Annotated in this window: 24 protein-coding genes; 23 read left to right on the top strand and 1 reads right to left on the bottom strand. The window is 40.4% G+C overall.

Annotated features, from left to right (window positions below; genetic code table 11):
* Positions 1-55 precede the first annotated feature (55 nt).
* The 20 genes from hemW to ACVBD2_RS07080 all read left to right on the top strand — a co-directional run bounded on the left by hemW (position 56) and on the right by ACVBD2_RS07080 (position 16,537).
* Positions 56-1,186 carry a radical SAM family heme chaperone HemW gene (hemW, locus tag ACVBD2_RS07175; RefSeq protein ID WP_125424643.1) on the top strand — a complete coding sequence of 377 codons (1,131 nt, stop codon included), beginning with the start codon at positions 56-58 and terminating at the stop codon, positions 1,184-1,186.
* A gap of 4 nt (positions 1,187-1,190) precedes the next feature.
* Entirely contained in the window at positions 1,191-1,928 is a 738-nt protein-coding gene (locus ACVBD2_RS07170; protein ID WP_461685492.1) for an acyl-ACP thioesterase domain-containing protein, read from the top strand.
* Positions 1,929-1,938: 10 nt separating this feature from the next.
* Complete coding sequence (locus tag ACVBD2_RS07165) at positions 1,939-2,712, top strand: TIGR01457 family HAD-type hydrolase (RefSeq protein WP_247917210.1); 774 nt, start codon at positions 1,939-1,941, stop codon at positions 2,710-2,712.
* Positions 2,702-3,319 carry a TIGR01906 family membrane protein gene (locus ACVBD2_RS07160; RefSeq protein WP_461685491.1) on the top strand — a complete coding sequence of 206 codons (618 nt, stop codon included), beginning with the start codon at positions 2,702-2,704 and terminating at the stop codon, positions 3,317-3,319. Before ACVBD2_RS07165 ends, ACVBD2_RS07160 begins: the two co-directional genes overlap by 11 nt.
* A gap of 220 nt (positions 3,320-3,539) precedes the next feature.
* Positions 3,540-3,941 carry a Spx/MgsR family RNA polymerase-binding regulatory protein gene (locus ACVBD2_RS07155; RefSeq protein WP_000631261.1) on the top strand — a complete coding sequence of 134 codons (402 nt, stop codon included), beginning with the start codon at positions 3,540-3,542 and terminating at the stop codon, positions 3,939-3,941.
* On the top strand, positions 3,942-4,220 hold the full coding sequence (locus tag ACVBD2_RS07150) for a UPF0223 family protein (protein WP_084926065.1): 279 nt from the start codon (positions 3,942-3,944) through the stop codon (positions 4,218-4,220).
* Positions 4,210-4,983 carry an inositol monophosphatase family protein gene (locus ACVBD2_RS07145; protein ID WP_461685490.1) on the top strand — a complete coding sequence of 258 codons (774 nt, stop codon included), beginning with the start codon at positions 4,210-4,212 and terminating at the stop codon, positions 4,981-4,983. Before ACVBD2_RS07150 ends, ACVBD2_RS07145 begins: the two co-directional genes overlap by 11 nt.
* Positions 4,984-6,288, top strand: coding sequence for an RsmF rRNA methyltransferase first C-terminal domain-containing protein (locus ACVBD2_RS07140; protein WP_461685489.1), 1,305 nt, complete (start codon positions 4,984-4,986; stop codon positions 6,286-6,288). It begins immediately after the preceding gene.
* Positions 6,289-6,498: 210 nt separating this feature from the next.
* Complete coding sequence (locus tag ACVBD2_RS07135; RefSeq protein WP_000746360.1) at positions 6,499-7,377, top strand: phosphate ABC transporter substrate-binding protein PstS; 879 nt, start codon at positions 6,499-6,501, stop codon at positions 7,375-7,377.
* On the top strand, positions 7,377-8,294 hold the full coding sequence (gene pstC, locus ACVBD2_RS07130; RefSeq protein WP_001070951.1) for a phosphate ABC transporter permease subunit PstC: 918 nt from the start codon (positions 7,377-7,379) through the stop codon (positions 8,292-8,294). The genes ACVBD2_RS07135 and pstC overlap by 1 nt, the downstream gene beginning before the upstream one ends.
* The gene (gene pstA, locus ACVBD2_RS07125; RefSeq protein ID WP_000543050.1) at positions 8,284-9,168 is read left to right on the top strand and encodes a phosphate ABC transporter permease PstA; all 885 of its coding nucleotides are present in this window, start codon (positions 8,284-8,286) and stop codon (positions 9,166-9,168) included. The genes pstC and pstA overlap by 11 nt, the downstream gene beginning before the upstream one ends.
* Before the next feature lie 10 nt (positions 9,169-9,178).
* On the top strand, positions 9,179-9,982 hold the full coding sequence (gene pstB, locus ACVBD2_RS07120) for a phosphate ABC transporter ATP-binding protein PstB (RefSeq protein WP_000049849.1): 804 nt from the start codon (positions 9,179-9,181) through the stop codon (positions 9,980-9,982).
* A 12-nt stretch (positions 9,983-9,994) separates the two neighbouring features.
* A complete protein-coding gene (gene pstB, locus ACVBD2_RS07115; RefSeq protein WP_169446283.1) occupies positions 9,995-10,753 on the top strand; it encodes a phosphate ABC transporter ATP-binding protein PstB in 759 nt (252 codons plus the stop codon).
* 11 nt (positions 10,754-10,764) lie between these two features.
* Positions 10,765-11,418 carry a phosphate signaling complex protein PhoU gene (phoU, locus tag ACVBD2_RS07110; protein WP_000946469.1) on the top strand — a complete coding sequence of 218 codons (654 nt, stop codon included), beginning with the start codon at positions 10,765-10,767 and terminating at the stop codon, positions 11,416-11,418.
* A 91-nt stretch (positions 11,419-11,509) separates the two neighbouring features.
* Positions 11,510-11,662: an NUDIX hydrolase gene (locus ACVBD2_RS07105; RefSeq protein WP_169446282.1), complete on the top strand. Its 153-nt coding sequence runs from the start codon at positions 11,510-11,512 to the stop codon at positions 11,660-11,662.
* Positions 11,663-11,770: 108 nt separating this feature from the next.
* Complete coding sequence (locus ACVBD2_RS07100; protein WP_169446281.1) at positions 11,771-12,820, top strand: DNA cytosine methyltransferase; 1,050 nt, start codon at positions 11,771-11,773, stop codon at positions 12,818-12,820.
* Entirely contained in the window at positions 12,820-14,733 is a 1,914-nt protein-coding gene (locus ACVBD2_RS07095; protein ID WP_461685488.1) for an ATP-binding protein, read from the top strand. Before ACVBD2_RS07100 ends, ACVBD2_RS07095 begins: the two co-directional genes overlap by 1 nt.
* A complete protein-coding gene (locus ACVBD2_RS07090; RefSeq protein ID WP_169446279.1) occupies positions 14,714-15,112 on the top strand; it encodes a hypothetical protein in 399 nt (132 codons plus the stop codon). Before ACVBD2_RS07095 ends, ACVBD2_RS07090 begins: the two co-directional genes overlap by 20 nt.
* Before the next feature lie 85 nt (positions 15,113-15,197).
* Positions 15,198-15,602 carry an NUDIX domain-containing protein gene (locus ACVBD2_RS07085; RefSeq protein WP_169446278.1) on the top strand — a complete coding sequence of 135 codons (405 nt, stop codon included), beginning with the start codon at positions 15,198-15,200 and terminating at the stop codon, positions 15,600-15,602.
* Between the two features lie 167 nt (positions 15,603-15,769).
* Entirely contained in the window at positions 15,770-16,537 is a 768-nt protein-coding gene (locus ACVBD2_RS07080) for an ABC transporter substrate-binding protein (RefSeq protein WP_461685487.1), read from the top strand.
* 19 nt (positions 16,538-16,556) lie between these two features.
* On the opposite strand, the gene ACVBD2_RS07075 is transcribed toward ACVBD2_RS07080, so the two are convergent.
* Complete coding sequence (locus tag ACVBD2_RS07075) at positions 16,557-17,828, bottom strand: aminotransferase-like domain-containing protein (RefSeq protein WP_461685486.1); 1,272 nt, start codon at positions 17,826-17,828, stop codon at positions 16,557-16,559.
* 144 nt (positions 17,829-17,972) lie between these two features.
* Here ACVBD2_RS07075 and budA point away from each other — a divergent pair, with 144 nt between their 5' ends.
* The 3 genes from budA (at position 17,973) to murB (ending at position 20,485) form a co-directional block, all read left to right on the top strand.
* On the top strand, positions 17,973-18,704 hold the full coding sequence (gene budA / locus ACVBD2_RS07070; RefSeq protein ID WP_084944670.1) for an acetolactate decarboxylase: 732 nt from the start codon (positions 17,973-17,975) through the stop codon (positions 18,702-18,704).
* A gap of 9 nt (positions 18,705-18,713) precedes the next feature.
* Positions 18,714-19,469, top strand: coding sequence for a YhfC family intramembrane metalloprotease (locus tag ACVBD2_RS07065; protein ID WP_247944006.1), 756 nt, complete (start codon positions 18,714-18,716; stop codon positions 19,467-19,469).
* 110 nt (positions 19,470-19,579) lie between these two features.
* Positions 19,580-20,485, top strand: coding sequence for a UDP-N-acetylmuramate dehydrogenase (murB, locus tag ACVBD2_RS07060; protein WP_247944007.1), 906 nt, complete (start codon positions 19,580-19,582; stop codon positions 20,483-20,485).
* Positions 20,486-20,634: the final 149 nt, after the last annotated feature.

The following is a 20,634-nucleotide window of genomic DNA, read 5'->3' as shown; positions in this document are numbered from 1 at the left end:
TTTTGGAGATGGTGATTTTTATCTGCAAGCCTGTCTTTGTGGTATAATAAATACTATGCAGAAAAAACCAACGTCCGCCTACGTGCATATTCCCTTTTGCACACAGATTTGTTATTATTGTGACTTTTCAAAAGTTTTTATCAAGAATCAACCAGTAGATAGTTACCTGGAGCATCTGCTAGAGGAGTTTCGTTCTTATGATATCCAAAAGTTACGAACCCTCTACATTGGAGGTGGGACGCCAACGGCTTTGTCAGCTCCGCAATTAAAAATGCTCTTGGATGGCTTAACTAAAAATCTAGACTTGTCTGTCTTGGAAGAGTTGACGATTGAAGCTAACCCGGGAGACTTGGACGCGGATAAGATTGCGGTTTTGAAACAGTCGCCAGTCAATCGTGTTTCCTTGGGTGTGCAGACCTTTGATGACAAAATGCTGAAAAAGATTGGGCGTAGTCATTTAGAAAAGGATATTTATGAAAATATCGACCGCCTCAAACTCGCTGGTTTTGATAATATCTCCATCGATCTAATCTATGCTCTACCTAGTCAAACTATGGCTCAGGTCAAGGATAATGTAGCTAAGGCTATTTCGCTTGATATTCCTCATATGAGCCTTTATAGCTTGATTTTGGAGAATCATACGGTCTTTATGAACCGCATGAGACGTGGGAAATTGCCCCTGCCCAAAGAAGAGTTAGAAGCAGAGATGTTTGAGTACATCATCGCAGAGCTTGAGCGAGCTGGTTTTGAGCATTATGAGATTTCCAATTTCTCTAAACCTGGCTTTGAAAGTCGCCACAATCTCATGTACTGGGACAATGCTGAGTATTATGGTATCGGTGCGGGTGCTTCGGGTTATGTGGACGGAGTACGTTATAAAAATCATGGTCCTATCCGCCACTATCTCAATGCAGTAGAGGCAGGAAATGCTCGGATTACAGAAGAACACCTGAGTCAAAGGGAGCAGATGGAAGAAGAAATGTTTCTGGGACTCCGCAAGAAATCTGGGGTTTCCATGGTGCGATTTGAGGAAAAATTCGGACGGTCCTTTGATGGACTTTATGGAGAAATCGTCAGAGACTTGGTTCAACAAGGTCTTATGCAGAACGACGGTGATCGTGTCCGAATGACAAAGAGAGGTCTCTTTTTAGGAGACACCGTAGCAGAACGATTTATTTTGGAGTAGAACAATGGGCTTAACTTATCAAATGAAAATGAAAATTCCTTTTGATATGGCGGACATGAATGGTCATATCAAACTTCCAGATGTGATTTTGCTGTCCCTGCAAGTATCAGGTATGCAGTCAATTGAGCTGGGAGTTAGCGACAAGGATATGTTAGAACGCTACAATCTGGTCTGGATTATTACAGACTATGCGATTGACGTGGTTCGCTTGCCTCGCTTTGCTGAAGAGATTACGATTGAAACAGAAGCATTGACTTACAATCGTCTTTTTTGCTACCGCCGTTTCACTATCTATGATGAAGCAGGTCAAGAAATCATTCGCATGGTAGCAACCTTTGTTCTCATGGACCGAGACAGTCGGAAAGTTCATGCTGTCGAACCGGATATTGTTGCTCCTTACCAGTCTGAGTTTGATAAAAAACTCATCCGTGGGCCAAAGTATGCAAATCTAGAAGATCCGATCAGTAAAGACTACCATGTTCGTTTTTACGACTTGGATATGAATGGTCATGTCAATAACAGCAAATACCTGGATTGGATTTTTGAAGTCATGGGAGCAGACTTTTTGACCAAGTATATTCCAAAGAAAATCAATCTCAAATATGTCAAAGAGGTGCGACCGGGTGGCATGATTGCTTCAGCTTATGAACTCAAGGGACTAGAAAGCAAGCATGAGATTATCAGTGATGGCGAGATCAATGCCCAAGCTATGATTACGTGGCAAGAAATTGAAGGCAATTAGAAAGGGCGATATGGCTTATAAAGGTTATTTAATTGATTTAGACGGAACCATTTACAAGGGGAAAGACCGAATCCCGGCAGGAGAGGCTTTTGTTCATGAGTTGCAAAAGCGAGAAATTCCTTATCTCTTTGTAACCAACAATACAACTCGTACTCCTGAGAGCGTTCAAGAGATGTTGGCTCAGAATTTTAATATCAACACGCCTCTATCGACGGTTTACACAGCGACTTTGGCAACCATCGACTATATGAATGACTTGGGACTGGAAAAGACAGTCTATGTCATCGGAGAAGCTGGGCTCAAAAATGCTATCAAGGAGGCTGGTTATATTGAAGACAAGGCAAATCCTGCCTATGTGGTAGTTGGACTGGACTGGCAAGTGGACTATGAAAAATTTGCTACGGCGACCCTAGCTATCCAAAAGGGTGCCCACTTTATCGGAACCAATCCAGACCTCAATATCCCAACGGAACGTGGTCTTTTGCCTGGTGCTGGTTCACTTGTAACCCTGCTTGAAGTGGCAACACGAGTGAAACCAGTTTACATTGGGAAACCAAATGCTATCATTATGGACAAGGCCGTGGAACATCTGGGCTTGAAACGAGAAGAATTGCTCATGGTGGGGGATAACTACCTGACAGATATCCGAGCAGGGATTGACAATAGTATTCCAACGCTCTTGGTGACAACAGGTTTCACCAAGGCAGAAGAAGTGGCTGACTTGCCAATCGCACCAACTCATGTGGTTTCTAGCCTTGCGGAGTGGAATTTTGATGAAAATTAAACTGACTTTTTGGGGAAGTATGCTCTTTCTCTTCTCCCTTTCTATTCTCTTAACCATTTATCTGGCTTGGATTTTCTATCCTTTGGAAATTGAGTGGCTGAACTTAGCGAATCGAGTCTATCTAAAGCCCGAAACCATTCAGTACAATTTTCATATCTTGATGAATTACCTGACCAATCCCTTTAGTCAGGTCTTAGAGATGCCAGATTTTCGTTCGTCAGCAGCAGGTTTACACCACTTTGCAGTGGTGAAGAGTCTTTTTCACTTAGTTCAGCTAGTTGCCCTAGTGACGCTACCAAGTTTTTATTTCTTTGTTAGAAAGATTGTGAAAAAAGGCTTTTTGCCCCTATATCGTAAAAGTATCTTGGCTCTGGTGCTATTGCCTCTAGTCATTGGGCTTGTGGGAGTGTTGATTGGTTTTGAGCAATTCTTTACTCTTTTCCATCAGATCCTCTTTGTGGGAGATGATACTTGGCTTTTTGATCCAGCAAAGGATCCCGTTATTTGGATTTTGCCAGAGACTTTCTTTCTCCATGCCTTTTTACTTTTCTTTGCTTTGTATGAAGGAATGTTTGGTTTCCTTCTTGCTAAAGCTTCAAGGAAATAGTGGAAAAAATTCTGTATTTTTAATAAAAACCGAGAGAAGTTGCTCTACTCCCTATTTATTGTTAGGTTATCCTAAAGATAAACTTGCAAAGCAGGAGATTTTTGCAGAAAACAGTCTATTTTCTATGAAAAAATAGGCTTTTTTTCTAAAAATACCTAGTCAAGCGCTTTATTTTTTTGTATAATAGAAATAGCAAGTATAGATAAAAGAAGAGAAAAGCATGATTACACTATTTTTATCACCGAGTTGTACATCATGTCGTAAGGCAAAGGCTTGGTTAGAGACGCATAAAGTGCCCTTTCAAGAGCATAATATTATGACTAGTCCTTTAACAAGAAAAGAATTACAACATATTCTTTCCTTGACCGAAAATGGTACTGATGACATCATTTCAACTCGTTCAAAAATTTTTCAAAAATTGGATATTGATGTAGAGAGTATCTCAGTATCGGAGTTGCTTCAGTTGATTGAGCAATATCCTAGTCTTTTGCGTCGCCCAATTATTATAGATACCAAACGCATGCAAATCGGTTTTAATGAAGATGAGATTCGTGCTTTTCTCCCTCGTAGTTACCGTAAACAAGAATTGAAAGAAGCAACATTGAGAGCTGGTATAGGATAGATGAACAAACAGTATAGTTACCCACTAGATTTGTCGTGGAGCACTGAAGAACTTGCTTCAGTGCTTTCTTTTTTTAATGATGTTGAAGCTGCTTATGAAGATAAGGTAGAAGCAAAAAAGCTGCTAGAGTCTTACAAGGAATTCAAGTCTGTGGTTCCAAGCAAAAGCGAAGAAAAGCGCTTAGGTCGCGAATTTGAGACGGCTAGCGGTTATTCCTGCTATCATGCGGTTCAATTAGCAAAAGAAAAAAGAGAAGGGAAGATTTCTCTTGGAAACTAAATTTGAATTTGCCAAACAGATTGTGCAGGAAGCAGCTAACTATATTTTGGCTCACATGAAAGAAGATTTGCAGGTTGAGCGCAAGTCTTCCCCTACCGACTTAGTGACGCGTTTGGACAAGGAGGTCCAGGAACTCTTGGTTGAACGGATCAAGTCCTCCTATCCTGAGGACTTGATTTGCGCGGAAGAGGGCTGTTTACGTGCTGCAGTCGGTCAAGGATCTGTTTGGGTGATTGATCCCATTGACGGTACCAATAACTTTGTCGCCCAGCAGGAAGATTTTGCCGTGATGTTGGCTTATTTTGAGAATGGTGTGGGCAAATTTGGTGTCATCTATGATGTCATGAAAGGCGATTGTTACCATGGTGGTGGTGCCTTTCCTCCTAGCCGCAATAATGAGCCCTTGCCGCCTTTTAAAAAGAAACCTCTTCAAGAATTTTTAGTTGCCGGTAACTCAGGTATGTTTGAAAGCAATGAGTGGGGCTTGGGTGATTTGGGTCGAGCTGCGTTGGGGGTTCGTGTCTACGGTAGTGCGGCCATTAGTTTTGCCAAGGTTTTATCGGGTCGTCTTCTGACTTATATTACCTACCTGCAGCCATGGGATTACGCTGCGGCCAGTATCTTAGGGGAAAGTCTGGGTTATCGTCTTCTTACGGTATCAGGTGAGCCCGCTGATTTTACAACGCGTCAGCCTGTCATGATGGTGCCAATCGAGATGCAAGAGGAGATTCAGTCTTATATCTACGAAAGGAAAGAGAACTAAATGCAATTTCCAGAAGGATTTGTTGAAAAATATGAAGCGATACTAGAAGATGAGGCAAGAGACTTTCTTGCCTCTTTTAAACAAGAAGCAGTTTCGGCTTTTCGGGTCAATCCCTTAAAAGAAAGTCAGTTATCGTTTGCAGATGCTATTCCCCATACACCTTGGGGGTATTATGGTAAGGTTTCTGGGAAGTCACCAGAGCACGCGACCGGTCTTGTTTATTCGCAAGAGCCTGCAGCCCAAATGGTGGCCCAGGTAGCTCAACCCCTTCCCGGTATGAAGGTTTTGGACTTGGCGGCAGCACCAGGTGGAAAATCCACTCAATTAGCAGCTTATCTAGCTAATCAGGGAGTCCTTGTTTCCAACGAAATTTCAAGCAAGCGTGCTAAGATTTTAGTAGAAAATATGGAGCGATTTGGAGCGACAAACGTTGTTGCAACTAATGAATCTGCTGACCGCTTGGCCAAGGTTTTTAAAGGTTACTTTGATGTGATTGTCCTTGATGCACCTTGCTCGGGTGAAGGGATGTTTCGTAAGCAGCCAGATGCCATGGATTATTGGAGTACCGCTTATCCTAGCCAATGTGCTAGTCTCCAAAGAGAAATTTTAGAAGATGCAGTGACTATGCTTGCAGAAGGTGGTCGTCTGGTCTATTCGACCTGTACTTGGGCACCTGAGGAAAATGAAGAAATCGTCCACTGGTTACTTGATACTTATGAATTTGAATTGCTTCCAGTTGAGCATTTGAACGGTATGGTAGCAGGAATTGACCTTCCTGAAACGGCGCGGATGTATCCTCATCATTTCAAGGGAGAAGGTCAGTTTGTTGCCCACCTGCAGTTTAAGGGACAAAATCCAGCACCTAAATTCAAAGCTAGCAAGAGCAATCTCAGTCGTGAGCAACTGGCTTTGTGGCAAGAATTTGCCCAAAAACACTTGCGAGTCAATCTAACTGGTATCTTGCAGACTTTTGGAGATCAGCTCTATCTCCTGCCAGAGATGCTACCTGATCTAGGAAAACTCAAAATTGCCCGAAATGGACTTCATCTGGGAACTTTTAAAAAGAAACGCTTTGAACCAAGCTTTGCTCTGGGATTAGCCTTGAAACCAAGCCAAGTACTTCAAAGTGTCGAAATCAATGATGAGGACTTTGTAAAATATGTGGCTGGTGAGACTGTTCAACTGTCTGAAGCTCGACCAAATGGTTGGTACCAAGTTGTGGTTCAAGGAAACGGATTGGGCTTTGCCAAGGTAACGGGAAATGTTTTGAAAAATTATTATCCAAAAGGGCTCAGATTCAGGTGAAAAAGCTAGTCAAAGAGCCTATTCTATGTTATAGTGGAAGTATGAGTTTTTTCTGATAGTCTTTCATTATTACTTATATTATACGATGGAATTGTCCGCTCCTAAGAATGACTAGATAAAATAAAGCGGGACAACCATTGATGATAATTGGATGATCAGGACAAACGGAAGAAATCAGAACATTTATCATTATGTTCAAGGAGAATAACAGTGAAAAAAAGAAAAAAGCTTGTCATGTCTCTTGCAGCTCTTTTGATGGCAGGTTCTCTAGCAGGATGTGCTAGCTGGATTGATCGTGGAGAATCCATGACAGCCGTTGGTTCAACTGCTCTTCAGCCTCTTGTCGAAGCGGCAGCAGATGAATTTGGTTCTAGAAACATCGGAAAAACAGTTAATGTTCAAGGTGGAGGATCGGGTACAGGACTTTCCCAAGTCCAGTCTGGAGCAGTTGACATCGGGAACTCTGACGTCTTTGCAGAGGAAAAAGAAGGAATCGATGCTTCGGCTCTAGTAGACCACAAGGTTGCAGTGGCTGGTCTTGCAGTGATTGTAAACAAGGAAGTGGATGTTGAAAATCTCACAACCGAGCAACTTCGTAAGATCTTTACTGGTGAAGTAACTAACTGGAAAGAAGTTGGGGGCAAAGACCTGGCCATTTCAATCATCAACCGAGCAGCAAGTTCTGGTTCACGAGCGACGTTTGATACGGTGGTTATGAATGGCCAAGCAGCAATGCAGAGCCAAGAACAGGATTCTAACGGGATGGTCAAGTCCATTGTATCCCAAACGCCTGGAGCCATTTCTTACCTGGCTTTTGCCTATGTAGATGACTCCGTGAAAAGCATGAAACTGAATGGGTATGAACCTACATCTGAGAATGTAACGACCAACAACTGGCCTTTGTGGTCTTATGAACATATGTACACACTCGGTCAGCCAAATGAGTTAGCTGCTGAATTCCTGAATTTCGTCCTCTCAGATGAAGCCCAAAATGGAATTGTTAAGGGCATGGGCTATATCTCTATCAATGAAATGAAAGTCCAAAAGGATGCTTCAGGTACCGTTACAGCAGTAGAAGGAGGTCAATAATGAATCAAGAAGAATTATCTAAAAAATTACTCTCTCCTTCAAAGAACTCTCGCCTTGAGAAGTTCGGTAAAGGTTTGACCTTCACCTGCCTTTCTTTGATTGTCATCATTGTGGCGATGATTTTGATTTTTGTAGCCCAAAAAGGCTTATCGACCTTCTTTGTTAATGGGGTCAACATCTTTGATTTCCTTTTTGGACAAACTTGGAATCCTTCAGGGAAACAATTTGGTGCCCTTCCGATGATTTTGGGCTCCTTTATTGTGACGATTTTATCAGCCCTCATCGCAACACCCTTTGCTATCGGTGCTGCAGTCTTTATGACAGAAGTATCACCAAAGGGTGCAAAGATTTTGCAACCAGCCATTGAACTCCTCGTCGGTATTCCTTCAGTCGTCTATGGATTTATCGGTTTGCAAGTTGTGGTGCCTTTTGTCCGTAGCGTCTTTGGTGGAACTGGTTTTGGGATCTTGTCAGGGATTTTCGTTCTCTTTGTCATGATCCTACCAACTGTAACCTTTATGACAACAGACAGCTTACGGGCTGTTCCTCGTCATTACCGTGAAGCCAGTTTAGCTATGGGAGCCACTCGTTGGCAAACCATCTGGCGTGTGACCTTGAAAGCAGCACGTTCAGGTATTTTCACTGCAGTGGTCTTTGGGATGGCGCGTGCCTTCGGTGAAGCCCTTGCTATTCAGATGGTGGTCGGAAACTCAGCAGTTATCCCAACCTCGTTAACAACACCAGCTGCGACCTTGACATCTGTATTGACTATGGGTATCGGAAATACCGTCATGGGAACGGTTGATAATAACGTTCTCTGGTCACTGGCCTTGGTATTGCTCTTGATGAGTTTGGCCTTTAACAGTGTGATTAAATTGATTACGAAAGAAAGAGGAAAGAAAAACTATGCACGCTAAGAAATTAGATAAACTTGCAACAGCTGTCCTCTATACCATCGCGGGTATCATCGTTGCCATCTTGGCATCCTTGATTCTCTATATCTTGGTGAGAGGGTTACCGCATATCTCTTGGTCCTTCTTGACAGGGAAATCCTCCTCTTATCAAGCAGGTGGGGGTATCGGGATTCAGCTCTACAATTCCTTCTTCCTTTTGGTTATTACCTTGATTATTTCTGTTCCGCTATCTATGGGAGCTGGCGTTTTCCTCGCTGAGTATGCCAAAAAAGGACCTGTGACCAATTTTATTCGTACCTGTATTGAGATTTTGTCTTCTCTACCATCAGTCGTTGTGGGCCTCTTTGGTTACTTGATCTTTGTTGTCCAGTTTGAGTATGGATTTTCAATCATTTCAGGTGCCTTGGCCTTGACGGTCTTTAACCTCCCTCAGATGACTCGAAATGTTGAGGACAGTTTAAAACACGTTCACCATACACAACGTGAGGCTGGCTTAGCTCTTGGAATTTCTCGTTGGGAGACTGTGGTCCATGTCGTCATTCCAGAGGCACTTCCAGGTATCGTAACGGGTGTTGTCTTGGCCTCTGGTCGTATCTTTGGTGAGGCCGCCGCTCTTATCTATACGGCAGGACAATCCGCTCCAGCCCTTGACTGGTCTAACTGGAATATCCTCAGTGTTACCAGCCCTATCTCAATCTTCCGTCAAGCAGAAACCTTGGCTGTCCACATCTGGAAGGTCAACAGTGAAGGAACCATTCCTGATGCTACCATTGTATCAGCTGGTTCTGCCGCCGTGCTCCTCATCTTTATCTTAATTTTTAACTTTGGAGCACGCAAACTCGGAAGCTATTTACACAAGAAATTAACCGCTGCCTAAAGGAGAAGCCATGTCAAAATATAACTGGGATGAAAAGCATATCATCACCTTTCCTGAAGAAAAAGTGGCCCTCTCTACCAAGGATTTACATGTTTACTATGGTAAAAATGAATCCATCAAGGGCATCGATATGCAATTTGAAAAAAATAAAATTACAGCCTTGATTGGTCCTTCTGGATCAGGGAAATCTACTTATCTTCGCAGTCTCAATCGGATGAATGATACCATTGATATTGCCAAGGTAACAGGTCAAATCCTCTACCGAGGGATTGACGTTAACCGTCCAGAAATCAATGTCTATGAGATGCGCAAGCATATCGGAATGGTCTTCCAACGTCCAAATCCATTTGCCAAGTCTATCTATCACAACATCACTTTTGCTCATGAACGTGCAGGTGTTAAGGACAAGAAAGTACTTGATGAAATTGTAGAAACCTCTCTAAGACAGGCTGCCCTTTGGGATCAGGTCAAAGACGACCTCCACAAATCAGCCTTGATGCTTTCTGGTGGTCAGCAGCAACGTCTCTGTATCGCTCGTGCCATCTCTGTCAAGCCAGATATTCTCTTGATGGATGAACCAGCGTCAGCCTTGGATCCGATTGCGACAGCCCAGCTGGAAGAGACCATGTTGGAATTGAAGAAGGACTTTACCATCATCATCGTTACCCACAGTATGCAGCAGGCTGCGCGTGCAAGTGACTACACAGGATTTTTCTACTTGGGCGATTTGATTGAGTATGATAAGACATCCAATATTTTCCAAAATGCCAAGCTACAGTCAACCAATGACTATGTAACGGGACACTTTGGTTAGAAAGGAAACAGCATGACAGAACCGATTCTGCAGGTAAAAGACCTGTCCGTTTATTACAACAAAAAGAAGGCCTTGAATAGTGTTTCCCTTTCTTTCCAACCTAAGGAAATAACAGCCTTGATTGGTCCTTCTGGATCAGGAAAGTCCACCCTGCTCAAAGCCATCAACCGCATGGGCGATCTAAATCCTGAGGTGACAACAACTGGATCAGTAGTCTATAATGGTCACAATATCTACAGTCCCCGCACCGATACGGTTGAATTGCGTAAGGAAATTGGTATGGTCTTTCAACAGCCCAATCCCTTCCCTATGTCTATCTACGAAAATGTTGTCTATGGGCTACGTATCAATGGGGTTAAGGATAAACATGTTTTGGATGAAGCAGTAGAAAAGGCCTTGCAACGTGCTTCTATCTGGGATGAAGTAAAGGATCGTTTGCATGATTCGGCCATTGGTCTCTCAGGTGGACAACAACAACGTGTTTGTGTTGCTCGTGTCTTAGCAACCAGTCCGAAAATTATCCTTTTAGATGAACCAACTTCAGCTTTGGATCCTATTTCTGCAGGTAAGATTGAAGAAACCTTGTATGGTCTAAAAGACAAATACACCATGCTCTTGGTAACGCGTTCGATGCAACAAGCCTCTCGTATCTCTGATAAAACAGGATTTTTCCTAGATGGGGATTTAATCGAGTTTAACGATACGAAGAAGATGTTCCTTTCCCCTCAAAACAAGGAAACAGAAGATTATATTACAGGAAAATTTGGATAAGGAGTTGAAAGATGTTACGATCTCAATTTGAAGAAGATTTGGAGAAATTGCACAACCAGTTCTACGCTATGGGACAAGAAGTGCTCTCGCAGATCAATCGTACAGTACGTGCCTTTGTCACTCATGACCGTGATTTGGCAAAAGAAGTCATTGAAGACGATGCAGAAGTAAATGAATATGAAGTGAAGTTGGAAAAGAAATCATTTGAAATGATTGCCCTTCAACAACCTGTTTCGCAAGACCTTCGTACCGTCTTGACCGTTCTCAAGGCAGTGTCAGACGTGGAACGCATGGGAGATCATGCAGTGTCTATCGCTGAGGCGACCATTCGTATGAAAGGGGAGCAACGTATCCCTTCTGTTGAAGAAGAAATCAAAAAGATGGGACGCGACGTGAAAAACTTCGTCGAAGCAGCTCTAGATCTCTATCTCAACGGTTCTGTGGATCAAGCCTACGAAGTAGCAGCGATGGATGAAAAAATCAACCATTACTTTGATAGTATCCGAGATTTGGCTACAGAAGAAATTAGGAAAAATCCTGAAGCCATCGTTACAGGCCGTGATTACTTCCAGGTCATTTCCTTCTTGGAACGAATCGGAGACTACGCAAAAAATATCTGTGAATGGGTTGTTTACTTTGAAACAGGTAAGATTGTAGAATTATAAAGTATTTAAATGATAGAATAATTGTGAAAGCTTACTTTTTAATATAGTAAGCTTTCGTTGTATTGATGGTTTACTTTGTCAGAAGTGAGTAATGGACTACATACAGAATATAAGAAAAAAAGTAGGAAAAGATAAAATAATTTTAAATTTTACCTCTGGAATATTAAGTCAATTAGGAAAAATATTATTACAAAAACGTGCAGATAAAGGAACTTGGGGCTTACCAGGTGGTGATTGTGCATAATAACAGGTGCTTAAAACGTTGATAAAATAAGAAGTCGAGTTTTTACCAATTATATATACTGTAAAAAGTTCAAAAAGAATGCTATAATTTAAAATGGAGGATATTGCCATGAAAATTAATGCTGTAGATTTGTTTTGTGGTGTTGGAGGGTTGACCTGTGGTGTTCAGCAAGCAGGTATAAATGTAATAGCAGGTTATGATATAGATCCTCATAGTCAATTTGCATACGAATTTAATAATAAAGCGAGATTCATTTTAAAAGATGTAAAAGAAATTGATAGCAAGGAAATTACTGCTCTTTATCCGAATGATACTGATATAAAAATTTTAATGGGTTGTGCCCCATGCCAACCCTTTTCGACTTATAGTCATAAGTACAAGAATAATGAGAATACACTTCAGAAGATGGATCTTTTAGACTATTTTGGGAAACAAATAGAGTATGTTCAACCCGATATTGTTTCAATGGAAAATGTTCCACAAATGGTCAATGAAAAGGTATTTGATAAATTTATCCAGATTTTGAATGATAATAATTACTTAATTGATTACAAAGTGATATTCGCGCCAGATTACGGTGTTCCTCAAAAAAGAAAGAGATTATTGCTTTTAGCTTCAAAATTGGGAGAAATCAAATTAATTCCTGCACAATTTAATAAAGATAATTACCCTACACTTCGAGATACAATTGGAAATTTACCAAAATTGAAGGCAGGAGATACTGATTTAAATGATCCTCTTCATAGAAGCAGAAATCTATCTGAATTGAATATGAAGAGAATAAAGCAGTCAAAACCTGGTGGAACTTGGAGGGATTGGGACGAGGAGCTATTACTGGAAGCTTATAAGAAAAAAAGCGGAGCTTCTTTTGGATCGGTATATGGTCGTTTAGAATGGGATAAACCTGCTAATACAATTACAACACAATTTCCAGGAATAGGAAATGGGCGATTTGGACATCCTGATCAAGATAGAGCTTTAAGTCTACGTGAAGGTGCAATGTTACAAACATTTCCGAGAGATTACTTATTTACACAACCTGAACTTAAGGGAAAATATCCTATTTCACAGGTAGCACTACAAATTGGGAATGCTGTTCCACCTAAGTTGGGAGAGGTAATTGGTCAAAGTATATTAAATCATTTGGAGGACGTATAATGAAAAAAGAATATCCAATTCAAATTAGTCCAGAAATATTAGAATTATTGGGACCTAGTTTGTACACTAATATTTATTATGTGCTAGCAGAACTAGTAGCTAATAGCTATGATGCTGATGCTGAAAATGTTTGGATTAATTTTTCGGATTCTGTAATTATCATTGAGGATGATGGAAAGGGAATGACATATGATGAAACACGAGAAAAGTATTTATCTGTGGCTAAACCAACTCGAGTTGATGAGAATAGCTCAAAAAGTGAGAAATATAAACGACCTAAAATGGGGAGAAAGGGAATTGGTAAACTAGCAGCATTAGCTGTTTCTAGCAGAGTAAAAGTGATGACGAAATCGGGCAGTGATAAATCGGGATTCTGGTTAACGAGAACTGTTCCAGATAATGGGAGATTAAAGGCGATTTCTGAAGATGAGATGTATTTTGATCATATTACTGAGTCTGGGACAAGGATTGAGATGCTGGACTCAGAGTTTGAAATTCCTAAGCTGTCCAAAACTATAAAAAACAATCTTTCAAAGTTTTTCCCGCAACTGAGCGATAATGAAGAAAACCCTTTTGCAATTCATATCAAGGGGATAGATGGAAAAAATGAAACTTCAAGAAAGTTTGTGGATTCTTTGGCGACCTCCTTGGACTCTCTTATCATATTTGGGAAAGATGAGTATGGAATTCTTGATAAATTTAAAAATAAATCCCCTAAATACGCAAATCTTAATTATTCAGTAAAGAACCCTATCAAAAAAGACTATTCAATAAAAAACAGATTAGGTAAAATTGAAGATAGAACTTTGGAAGTAAAAGGATGGATAGGTACATATAGTACGACAAGGGGTTTGAAAGAGAAAGAATCATCTGATTTTCCAGATAACTTTCTAGCAATATATTCTCATGGGAAATTAGGTCAATTTAATGTTTTAAACGAAATTGGTCAAAATAGATTGAATGAAGTTTATGTTGTGGGGCAATTATATGTAGATGAATTTGAAGAAACAAATTTACCTGATATGGCATTGAGCAATAGACAAGGATATAAGAGCGACGATGTTCGTTATAAAATATTCTTGGAGGCTGCATCAGATATATTAAACCAAGTGCTCAGAAAAAAAGATTTAGCAATTAAAGCTAAGAATAAAGATAAACTAGAAAGTAAAAAGAAACAAAAACGAAAAGCCGAGGATGAATTTGCAGAAAAAGCACAAGAAGTACTTGAAACGTTTAATAAAGCTGTTCCAAACAACACATTGGATCCTAAAATAGCAAATAATATGTTCCAGCAATTAGGAATGAAAAAAATAAGGGTTGATAATGAATCTAGAAAAATTTTGCTTAGCCATACTCGGGAGGACCAAAAGCTAAATAATGTTTTATATGGTTTATTATTATTCAATGGCTTCAGTGAGGAAGAAATCATTTATACTAGTGACCCGCAGAATCGCTCGGTAGTTCCTTACGGACAAAATATATGGGATTATTTTCGAGAATTTTTTATAAATAGTTATTCAAATAAACCAATCTATGTTTTATATGTACATTCTAATAACTCTGCAAAAAAAAGAGGTGTTTTACTTGAAGTAGGTGCCGGTTGGGTTGTTAAAACGAAGCATGGGATTATTAAAGCTGGTCAAGAAGAACCTACGGCACCTCTAGTGACAACAACAGTGCATCCTAATGTTTATATTGATGATAATGCTGAACGTGTGGTAACAACTGACAATCACTTCGGAACACTTCATTCACTTCTAAGTGAAGTTTGTAGTATGTTTAATAAAACACTTAGAACATTGGAAGAAAACAAGGAAGAATATCAGAAATTAGGTGGTGAAATTTTAACCGAATCTAATTTTGTTAATTTTTTTAATAATAAGGAGACAATAAATGAAAGAAACAAAATCTAAACATATTGATTTAGTTCAATCAATAATTACTAGGATGGCACAAAATTCTTTTGTGATCAAGGGCTGGATGATTACGATTGTTGTAGGGTTATTTTTATTTTTACAAAAAGATAATCTACAAAATAATTTTCTAATATATCTTTTTCCGATTATTGGCTTTTGGCTTCTAGATTCTTATTATCTATGGCAAGAAAGATTGTATAGAAAACTTTATGGAAGTGTGATTAGTAATTTAAAGGAAAGTTCTGATTTAAAATTATCAGTAGAAGAATTTAAAAATAGTACAAAATATCTATCAGCGTTATTTTCAATCACAGAAATTTTAACTTATTTACCAGTTGCGTTGTTTGTATTTTTAATTTTGTGCTCTAAAAACTAGGTGATAATATTTTAAGCTTGGATGAGAAAATGAATGAAGAGTTAGTATGCTTCGTATTTAGACAGTGGTTTTAACCAATTTGTACATGATTCGCGACGGACAAAAAATTGTTGTCATGGAGAGGCTTAAACAAGATTGGCCCGGTTTGGTTTTCCCAGGTGGTGCTATTGAATTAGGTGAATCGGCTTTAGAAGCCTTAGTGCGAGAGTTTTATGAAGAAACGGGAATCGAAGTGAGAGTGGAAAAACTCTTAAATGTTTATACAAAATATTCAGATAGTTATCCGAATGCTGATGAGTCTCAAGTTCTTACAATTTTGTATTTAGTTTCATCTAAAACTTCTATCTCTACAAATTTTTTTACAAGTGATGAAACTTTAGAATTAGGATTTTTTGATCATAGAGACATACAAAATATTACAATTGTGAACCAACAACATCTAGATATGATTGAAGATTTTTTTGAAAATAATTTTCCAGTTGGTAGATAAGCTTAATATTGTGTTTCTATTTTTTGTAAATAGCCTCTCTGTTTTGATTAAAAAAGTGTGAAGTGTTCACAAATATTTTCAATTTAGTTATAATTATTAACAAAAAATATCGTTTATTTATAAAATTTTAAAAGTGAATATTATTTGTTTGTAGCTTGTTTTCCAGCATGATTTTAGTAGCTTGTCTGTCAGGTGCTGATAGTTCCCAGTCTGCTGTGGAAGCTATCAAACAAAAAGGGAAGCTAGTTGTGGCAACTAGTCCAGACTATGCACCATTTGAATTCCAAGCATTGGTAGATGGTAAAAACCAAGTGGTTGGTGCAGATATTGATATGGCTCAAGCGATTGCGGATGAACTTGGCGTTAAGCTTGAAATCTCTAGTATGAATTTTGACAATGTCTTGACCAGTCTTCAAACTGGAAAGGCTGACTTGGCTATTGCAGGAATTAGTGCTACTGATGAGAGAAAGGAAGTCTTTGACTTTTCAATTCCATACTATGAAAACAAGATGAGTTTCTTGGTTAGAAAAGCCGATTTAGACAAGTACAAGGATCTTTCAAGCCTTGCAAGTGCAAATATCGCTGCACAAAAGGGAACTGTGCCAGAAACCATGGTCAAGGAACAATTGCCAAATGCCCAATTGACATCTTTGACCAATATGGGGGAAGCAGTCAATGAGTTGCAGGCTGGAAAAGTGGATGCTGTTCATATGGATGAACCAGTGGCCCTTAGTTACGCAGGCAAAAACTCAGACCTTGTTGTTGCAACTGTTAATTTGATGATGAAAGATGGTGAAGCCAATGCCGTTGCTATCAAGAAGAATCAATCAGACTTGAAAGCAGTAGTAGATAAGGTTATCAAAAAACTGAAAGATGACGGAACTTATCAAAACTATCTAGAAAAAGCAGCGAAACTAACAGAAGTTGAACAATAAGAAAAAGCAGAGTTGGACTTTAATCCAATTCTGCTTTTATGTATTCTAATAGCTCTTCTAGATTTTCAAAAGTGACTTTGGCGAACTGATAAGGACAGGCGTCCAAATAAGCCTTCTCAAAAAAGTCTAGTTTGAGTGAGCTGTGTTTCAGACTGGCAATTTTAGGATAGTTTCTCAAATCAAGCAGAAGGCCATCGTGTAGAGGATAGTGGGGCAAGGGACAGGTGTTTTCTTCAAGCACTTTCTTTATCCGAGCCTGATAGTTCTCTTGAAGGGTCAGTCGAGCCAGTCGATTTTTTTCAAATAACTGACTATCGATGTAAAGAGAAAGAGCCTTTTGCATGATGAGATTGCTGTCATAGTCCAGGATATTTTTGTAGGAAACAAAGGCTTCTTTTAGGGCCTTTGGGAGAATGAGAGCGGTGATACGAAGGGCTGGAAAGAGGCTGGTTGAGAAGGACTTGATATAAATGACTCGATCTTCAGTATCCAGATAATGGAAGGTTTGTCCCTTTTTAGGGTCTAAGTCACCTAGATAATCATCCTCGACGATGTATACACCATACTGATTTGCTAGATCCAGAATAGCCCTCTTTTCCTGATCAGAATAGGAATGACCTAGGGGATAGTGGAAGCGAGGAATGGTATAGAAAAACTTGATTTTCCCAGATTTGAATTGTTTTTCCAGTTCTTCCAGGTTGATGCCATCAATACGGCGTTCAATGGTCTGGTAGGCTAATCCTTGAGCGACCAAGAGGCGATTCATCCGGTGGTAGGTCGGCTGTTCGACCAAAATCTCAGCTCCCTCGCTCGGAAAGTTAATCTGAGAAAGGATAAAGAGAGCTTGCTGGGTGCCAGATGTTAGAACCAGTTGATCTGGTTTGCAGTAGAGAGCCTGGTCAAAGAGGAGTTGATGGACAGATTGTCTCAGTTCCTCAAGGCCTTCTTGGTTGTCATAGTAGTTGAAGAGGTAGTTTTCTCGGCCTATTAGGGTTTCGTTGACGCAGAGTCGGAAGTCGTCATAGGCACTAGCGTGTTCGTCAGTGACTTCAATTTCCAAGTCTTGGTGCTGTCCTTGTTCCAGAACATAGTAGCCACTTTGGGGTTTGGCATAGAGGTATTGTTCATGGCGTAATTCCAGCAGGGCTCGTTGGATAGTGTCCTTGCTACAGTGGAAGTCTTGGCTAAGTTGACGGATAGAGGGAAGCCGGCTGCCTGTTGGAAATTTTCCTGATTCGATACCTTTTTTGAGAAAGGAAACGACTGCTTGGTATTTACTTTCTTTCTTCATTCCAGACCTCCGTTGATTTTGTTACATTGTACCTTTTTTTTGCCTCCTTTGCAATGGGAAAAGCATTCCCCCTTTCACAACTAGGAGCAAATGTGGTATACTTAGAAAGTATGATGATTCATTGAAAAGAAGATAAGAAAGAGAATGGATAGAAAAGTGCAGGAACCGGTAAAATTATTTCAATACAATACTCTAGGTGCCCTAATGGCAGGTCTCTATGGTGGAACCATGACAGTAGGAGAATTGCTGGAACATGGTGACCTCGGCTTGGGAACCTTGGATTCAATTGATGGGGAGTTGATTGTCCTTGATGGCAAGGCTTATCAAGCCAAAGGTTCAGGGGAACAACCTGAAATTGTAGAAGTCGCACCTGATGCCCTTATCCCATATGCAGCAGTGGTCCCTCATCAGGCAGAAGTGATTTTCCGCCAGCGCTTTGAGATGACGGACAAGGAATTGGAAAAGCGGATTGAGTCCTACTATGATGGTGAGAATCTTTTTCGTTCCATCAAGATTCATGGGGAATTCGCTCACATGCATGTACGTATGATTCCCAAGTCAACAACAGACACCAAGTTTGCTGAGGTTGCCACCCATCAGCCTGAATATAGCCGTGAAAATATTTCAGGAACCATTGTTGGATTTTGGACACCGGAGATTTTCCATGGGGTCAGTGTTGCAGGCTACCATCTGCATTTTATCTCAGACGATTTGACCTTTGGTGGGCATGTGATGGACTTTGTTATCAAAGAAGGAATGATCGAGGTTGGAGCAGTCGACCAGTTGGACCAACGTTTTCCAGTCCAAGATCGCCAGTATTTATTTGCCAAATTTAACGTTGACGAGATGAAGAAAGACATTGATAAGTCAGAATAGGAGAAAAAGATGACACTACATATTATCCTTACCATGATCGCTTTGGTTTTAGTCCTAGTAGGTGGGACTTGGTACGCAAAAAAACGCTTTAAGATCTCTCTTGCAGTGATGGGCTTGGGGGCAATCGCATTTTTTGTTTCTTCTCAAGTGCTAGAGAAGATTGTTCATCTTCTGATACTCCATCCGCAAAAAGATGGAACCATTCCGCTCATGCAGGAGCATCCTTTTTTATACGTCCTTTATGGAATTGCCGTGGCGGCCCTCTTTGAGGAAACAGCTCGTCTTGTCTTTTTTAAATGGTTGGAGAAAAAGAGATGTCTAGAAGATCGAGATGCTTTGGCTTATGGTCTGGGACATGGGGGCTTGGAGATGCTCTATCTCGGAATGGGAAGCTTGATCAGTCTTTTGATTCTCTTTTCACTCATCCAGACTTCAAATACTGATGTAGCCAATCTCCTTCCAAAGGCTACCCTCGAAACGGTTCAGTCTCTTTCTGTATGGCAGGTTTATTTACTAGGAGTTGAGCGTGTGCTTGCCCTAGTTCTCCAAATTGGTCTTTCCATCTGGGTTTACCAAAGTGTTAGCCAAAAGAAATGGATCTACCTAGTTGCTGCCTATGGTTTGCATGCCTTGTTTGACTTGGCTCCAGCTTTATCTCAAGTAGGATGGATTGCAAATCCACTTCTAGTTGAGTTTATTCTTCTCGTAGAACTTTTAGTCTTTATCTGGCTAACAAAATCTACATTTTGGAAAAAATCATCATAAAAAGAGGGAAACCTCTTTTTTTACGCAATGCTTTGACACCAAGAATTTTCCTGTCGTCAAAAGCCCTTAAAAATGGTATAATGAAATGACTTTACAAAAGGATGAGAGATATGACATTCGTAACTAAAATACAAGAACAATTAGAAGGAATCGATATTCGTTTCAAGGAACCCTTGAAGACCTATACCTATACCAAGGTCGGAGGTCGAGCGGATTATCTAGTTTTGCCACGCAATCGCTATGAGATGGCGCGTGTCGTCCAATTTGCCAATCAAGAGAATATTCCTTGGATGGTGCTAGGAAATGCCAGCAATATCATCGTTCGTGAAGGTGGAGTCCGTGGTTTTGTCATCTTGTGCGATAAGCTTAATAACGTTTCAGTTGATGGTTATACCATTGAGGCAGAAGCGGGTGCTAATTTGATCGAGACAACACGTATTGCACTTCGTCATAGTTTGACTGGTTTTGAGTTTGCTTGCGGTATTCCAGGGAGCATCGGGGGAGCTGTCTTTATGAATGCGGGTGCCTATGGAGGAGAGATTGCTCACATCTTGCAGTCTTGTAAGATTCTGACCAAGGAAGGGAAAATCGAGACCTTGTCAGCCAAGGACTTGGCTTTTGGTTACCGCCATTCAGCTATTCAGGATTCTGGGGCCATTGTCTTGTCGGCTAAATTTGCCCTTGCTCCAGGAAATCACCAGGTCATCAAGCAGGAAATGGATCGCTTGACTCACCTTCGCGAACTCAAACAACCTTTAGAATACCCATCATGTGGTTCAGTCTTTAAGCGTCCAGTGGGGCATTTTGCAGGTCAGTTGATTTCAGAAGCTGGTTTGAAAGGCTATCGTATCGGTGGTGTTGAAGTGTCTGAAAAGCACGCTGGTTTCATGATCAATGTTGCTGACGGTACGGCCAAAGACTACGAGGACTTGATCCAATCTGTTATTGAAAAAGTCAAGGAACACTCAGGTGTCACCCTTGAGAGAGAAGTTCGAATTTTAGGTGAGAAGGAGTAAGGTTTCGCCAGAATAGCTGCTGCTATGTCAATGGAAAGGGGGTGAAAGCCTATCGGTAGCGAAGATGTATGCAGGTGGTTTTACTCCCTGCAAGAGGTAGTAGCGGCTTGACAGAGCCCTGATCTGTTAATTTATGAAAAAGAAGGAAT

The sequence above is a fragment of the Streptococcus sp. KHUD_018 genome, assembly GCF_054861215.1.
The sequence above is the reverse complement of the archived record's forward strand: the minus strand, read 5'-3'. Positions and strand labels throughout refer to the sequence as shown.

Excerpts from the sequence above, each read along its gene's own strand:
- hemW (WP_125424643.1), top strand. The coding sequence starts at position 56 with ATGCAGAAAAAACCAACGTCCGCCTACGTGCATATTCCCTTTTGCACA.
- ACVBD2_RS07170 (WP_461685492.1), top strand. The coding sequence starts at position 1,191 with ATGGGCTTAACTTATCAAATGAAAATGAAAATTCCTTTTGATATGGCG.
- ACVBD2_RS07165 (WP_247917210.1), top strand. The coding sequence starts at position 1,939 with ATGGCTTATAAAGGTTATTTAATTGATTTAGACGGAACCATTTACAAG.
- ACVBD2_RS07160 (WP_461685491.1), top strand. The coding sequence starts at position 2,702 with ATGAAAATTAAACTGACTTTTTGGGGAAGTATGCTCTTTCTCTTCTCC.
- ACVBD2_RS07155 (WP_000631261.1), top strand. The coding sequence starts at position 3,540 with ATGATTACACTATTTTTATCACCGAGTTGTACATCATGTCGTAAGGCA.
- ACVBD2_RS07150 (WP_084926065.1), top strand. The coding sequence starts at position 3,942 with ATGAACAAACAGTATAGTTACCCACTAGATTTGTCGTGGAGCACTGAA.
- ACVBD2_RS07140 (WP_461685489.1), top strand. The coding sequence starts at position 4,984 with ATGCAATTTCCAGAAGGATTTGTTGAAAAATATGAAGCGATACTAGAA.
- pstC (WP_001070951.1), top strand. The coding sequence starts at position 7,377 with ATGAATCAAGAAGAATTATCTAAAAAATTACTCTCTCCTTCAAAGAAC.
- pstA (WP_000543050.1), top strand. The coding sequence starts at position 8,284 with ATGCACGCTAAGAAATTAGATAAACTTGCAACAGCTGTCCTCTATACC.
- pstB (WP_000049849.1), top strand. The coding sequence starts at position 9,179 with ATGTCAAAATATAACTGGGATGAAAAGCATATCATCACCTTTCCTGAA.
- pstB (WP_169446283.1), top strand. The coding sequence starts at position 9,995 with ATGACAGAACCGATTCTGCAGGTAAAAGACCTGTCCGTTTATTACAAC.
- phoU (WP_000946469.1), top strand. The coding sequence starts at position 10,765 with ATGTTACGATCTCAATTTGAAGAAGATTTGGAGAAATTGCACAACCAG.
- ACVBD2_RS07105 (WP_169446282.1), top strand. The coding sequence starts at position 11,510 with ATGGACTACATACAGAATATAAGAAAAAAAGTAGGAAAAGATAAAATA.
- ACVBD2_RS07100 (WP_169446281.1), top strand. The coding sequence starts at position 11,771 with ATGAAAATTAATGCTGTAGATTTGTTTTGTGGTGTTGGAGGGTTGACC.
- ACVBD2_RS07095 (WP_461685488.1), top strand. The coding sequence starts at position 12,820 with ATGAAAAAAGAATATCCAATTCAAATTAGTCCAGAAATATTAGAATTA.
- ACVBD2_RS07090 (WP_169446279.1), top strand. The coding sequence starts at position 14,714 with ATGAAAGAAACAAAATCTAAACATATTGATTTAGTTCAATCAATAATT.
- ACVBD2_RS07085 (WP_169446278.1), top strand. The coding sequence starts at position 15,198 with ATGATTCGCGACGGACAAAAAATTGTTGTCATGGAGAGGCTTAAACAA.
- ACVBD2_RS07080 (WP_461685487.1), top strand. The coding sequence starts at position 15,770 with ATGATTTTAGTAGCTTGTCTGTCAGGTGCTGATAGTTCCCAGTCTGCT.
- ACVBD2_RS07075 (WP_461685486.1), bottom strand. The coding sequence starts at position 17,828 with ATGAAGAAAGAAAGTAAATACCAAGCAGTCGTTTCCTTTCTCAAAAAA.
- budA (WP_084944670.1), top strand. The coding sequence starts at position 17,973 with ATGGATAGAAAAGTGCAGGAACCGGTAAAATTATTTCAATACAATACT.
- ACVBD2_RS07065 (WP_247944006.1), top strand. The coding sequence starts at position 18,714 with ATGACACTACATATTATCCTTACCATGATCGCTTTGGTTTTAGTCCTA.
- murB (WP_247944007.1), top strand. The coding sequence starts at position 19,580 with ATGACATTCGTAACTAAAATACAAGAACAATTAGAAGGAATCGATATT.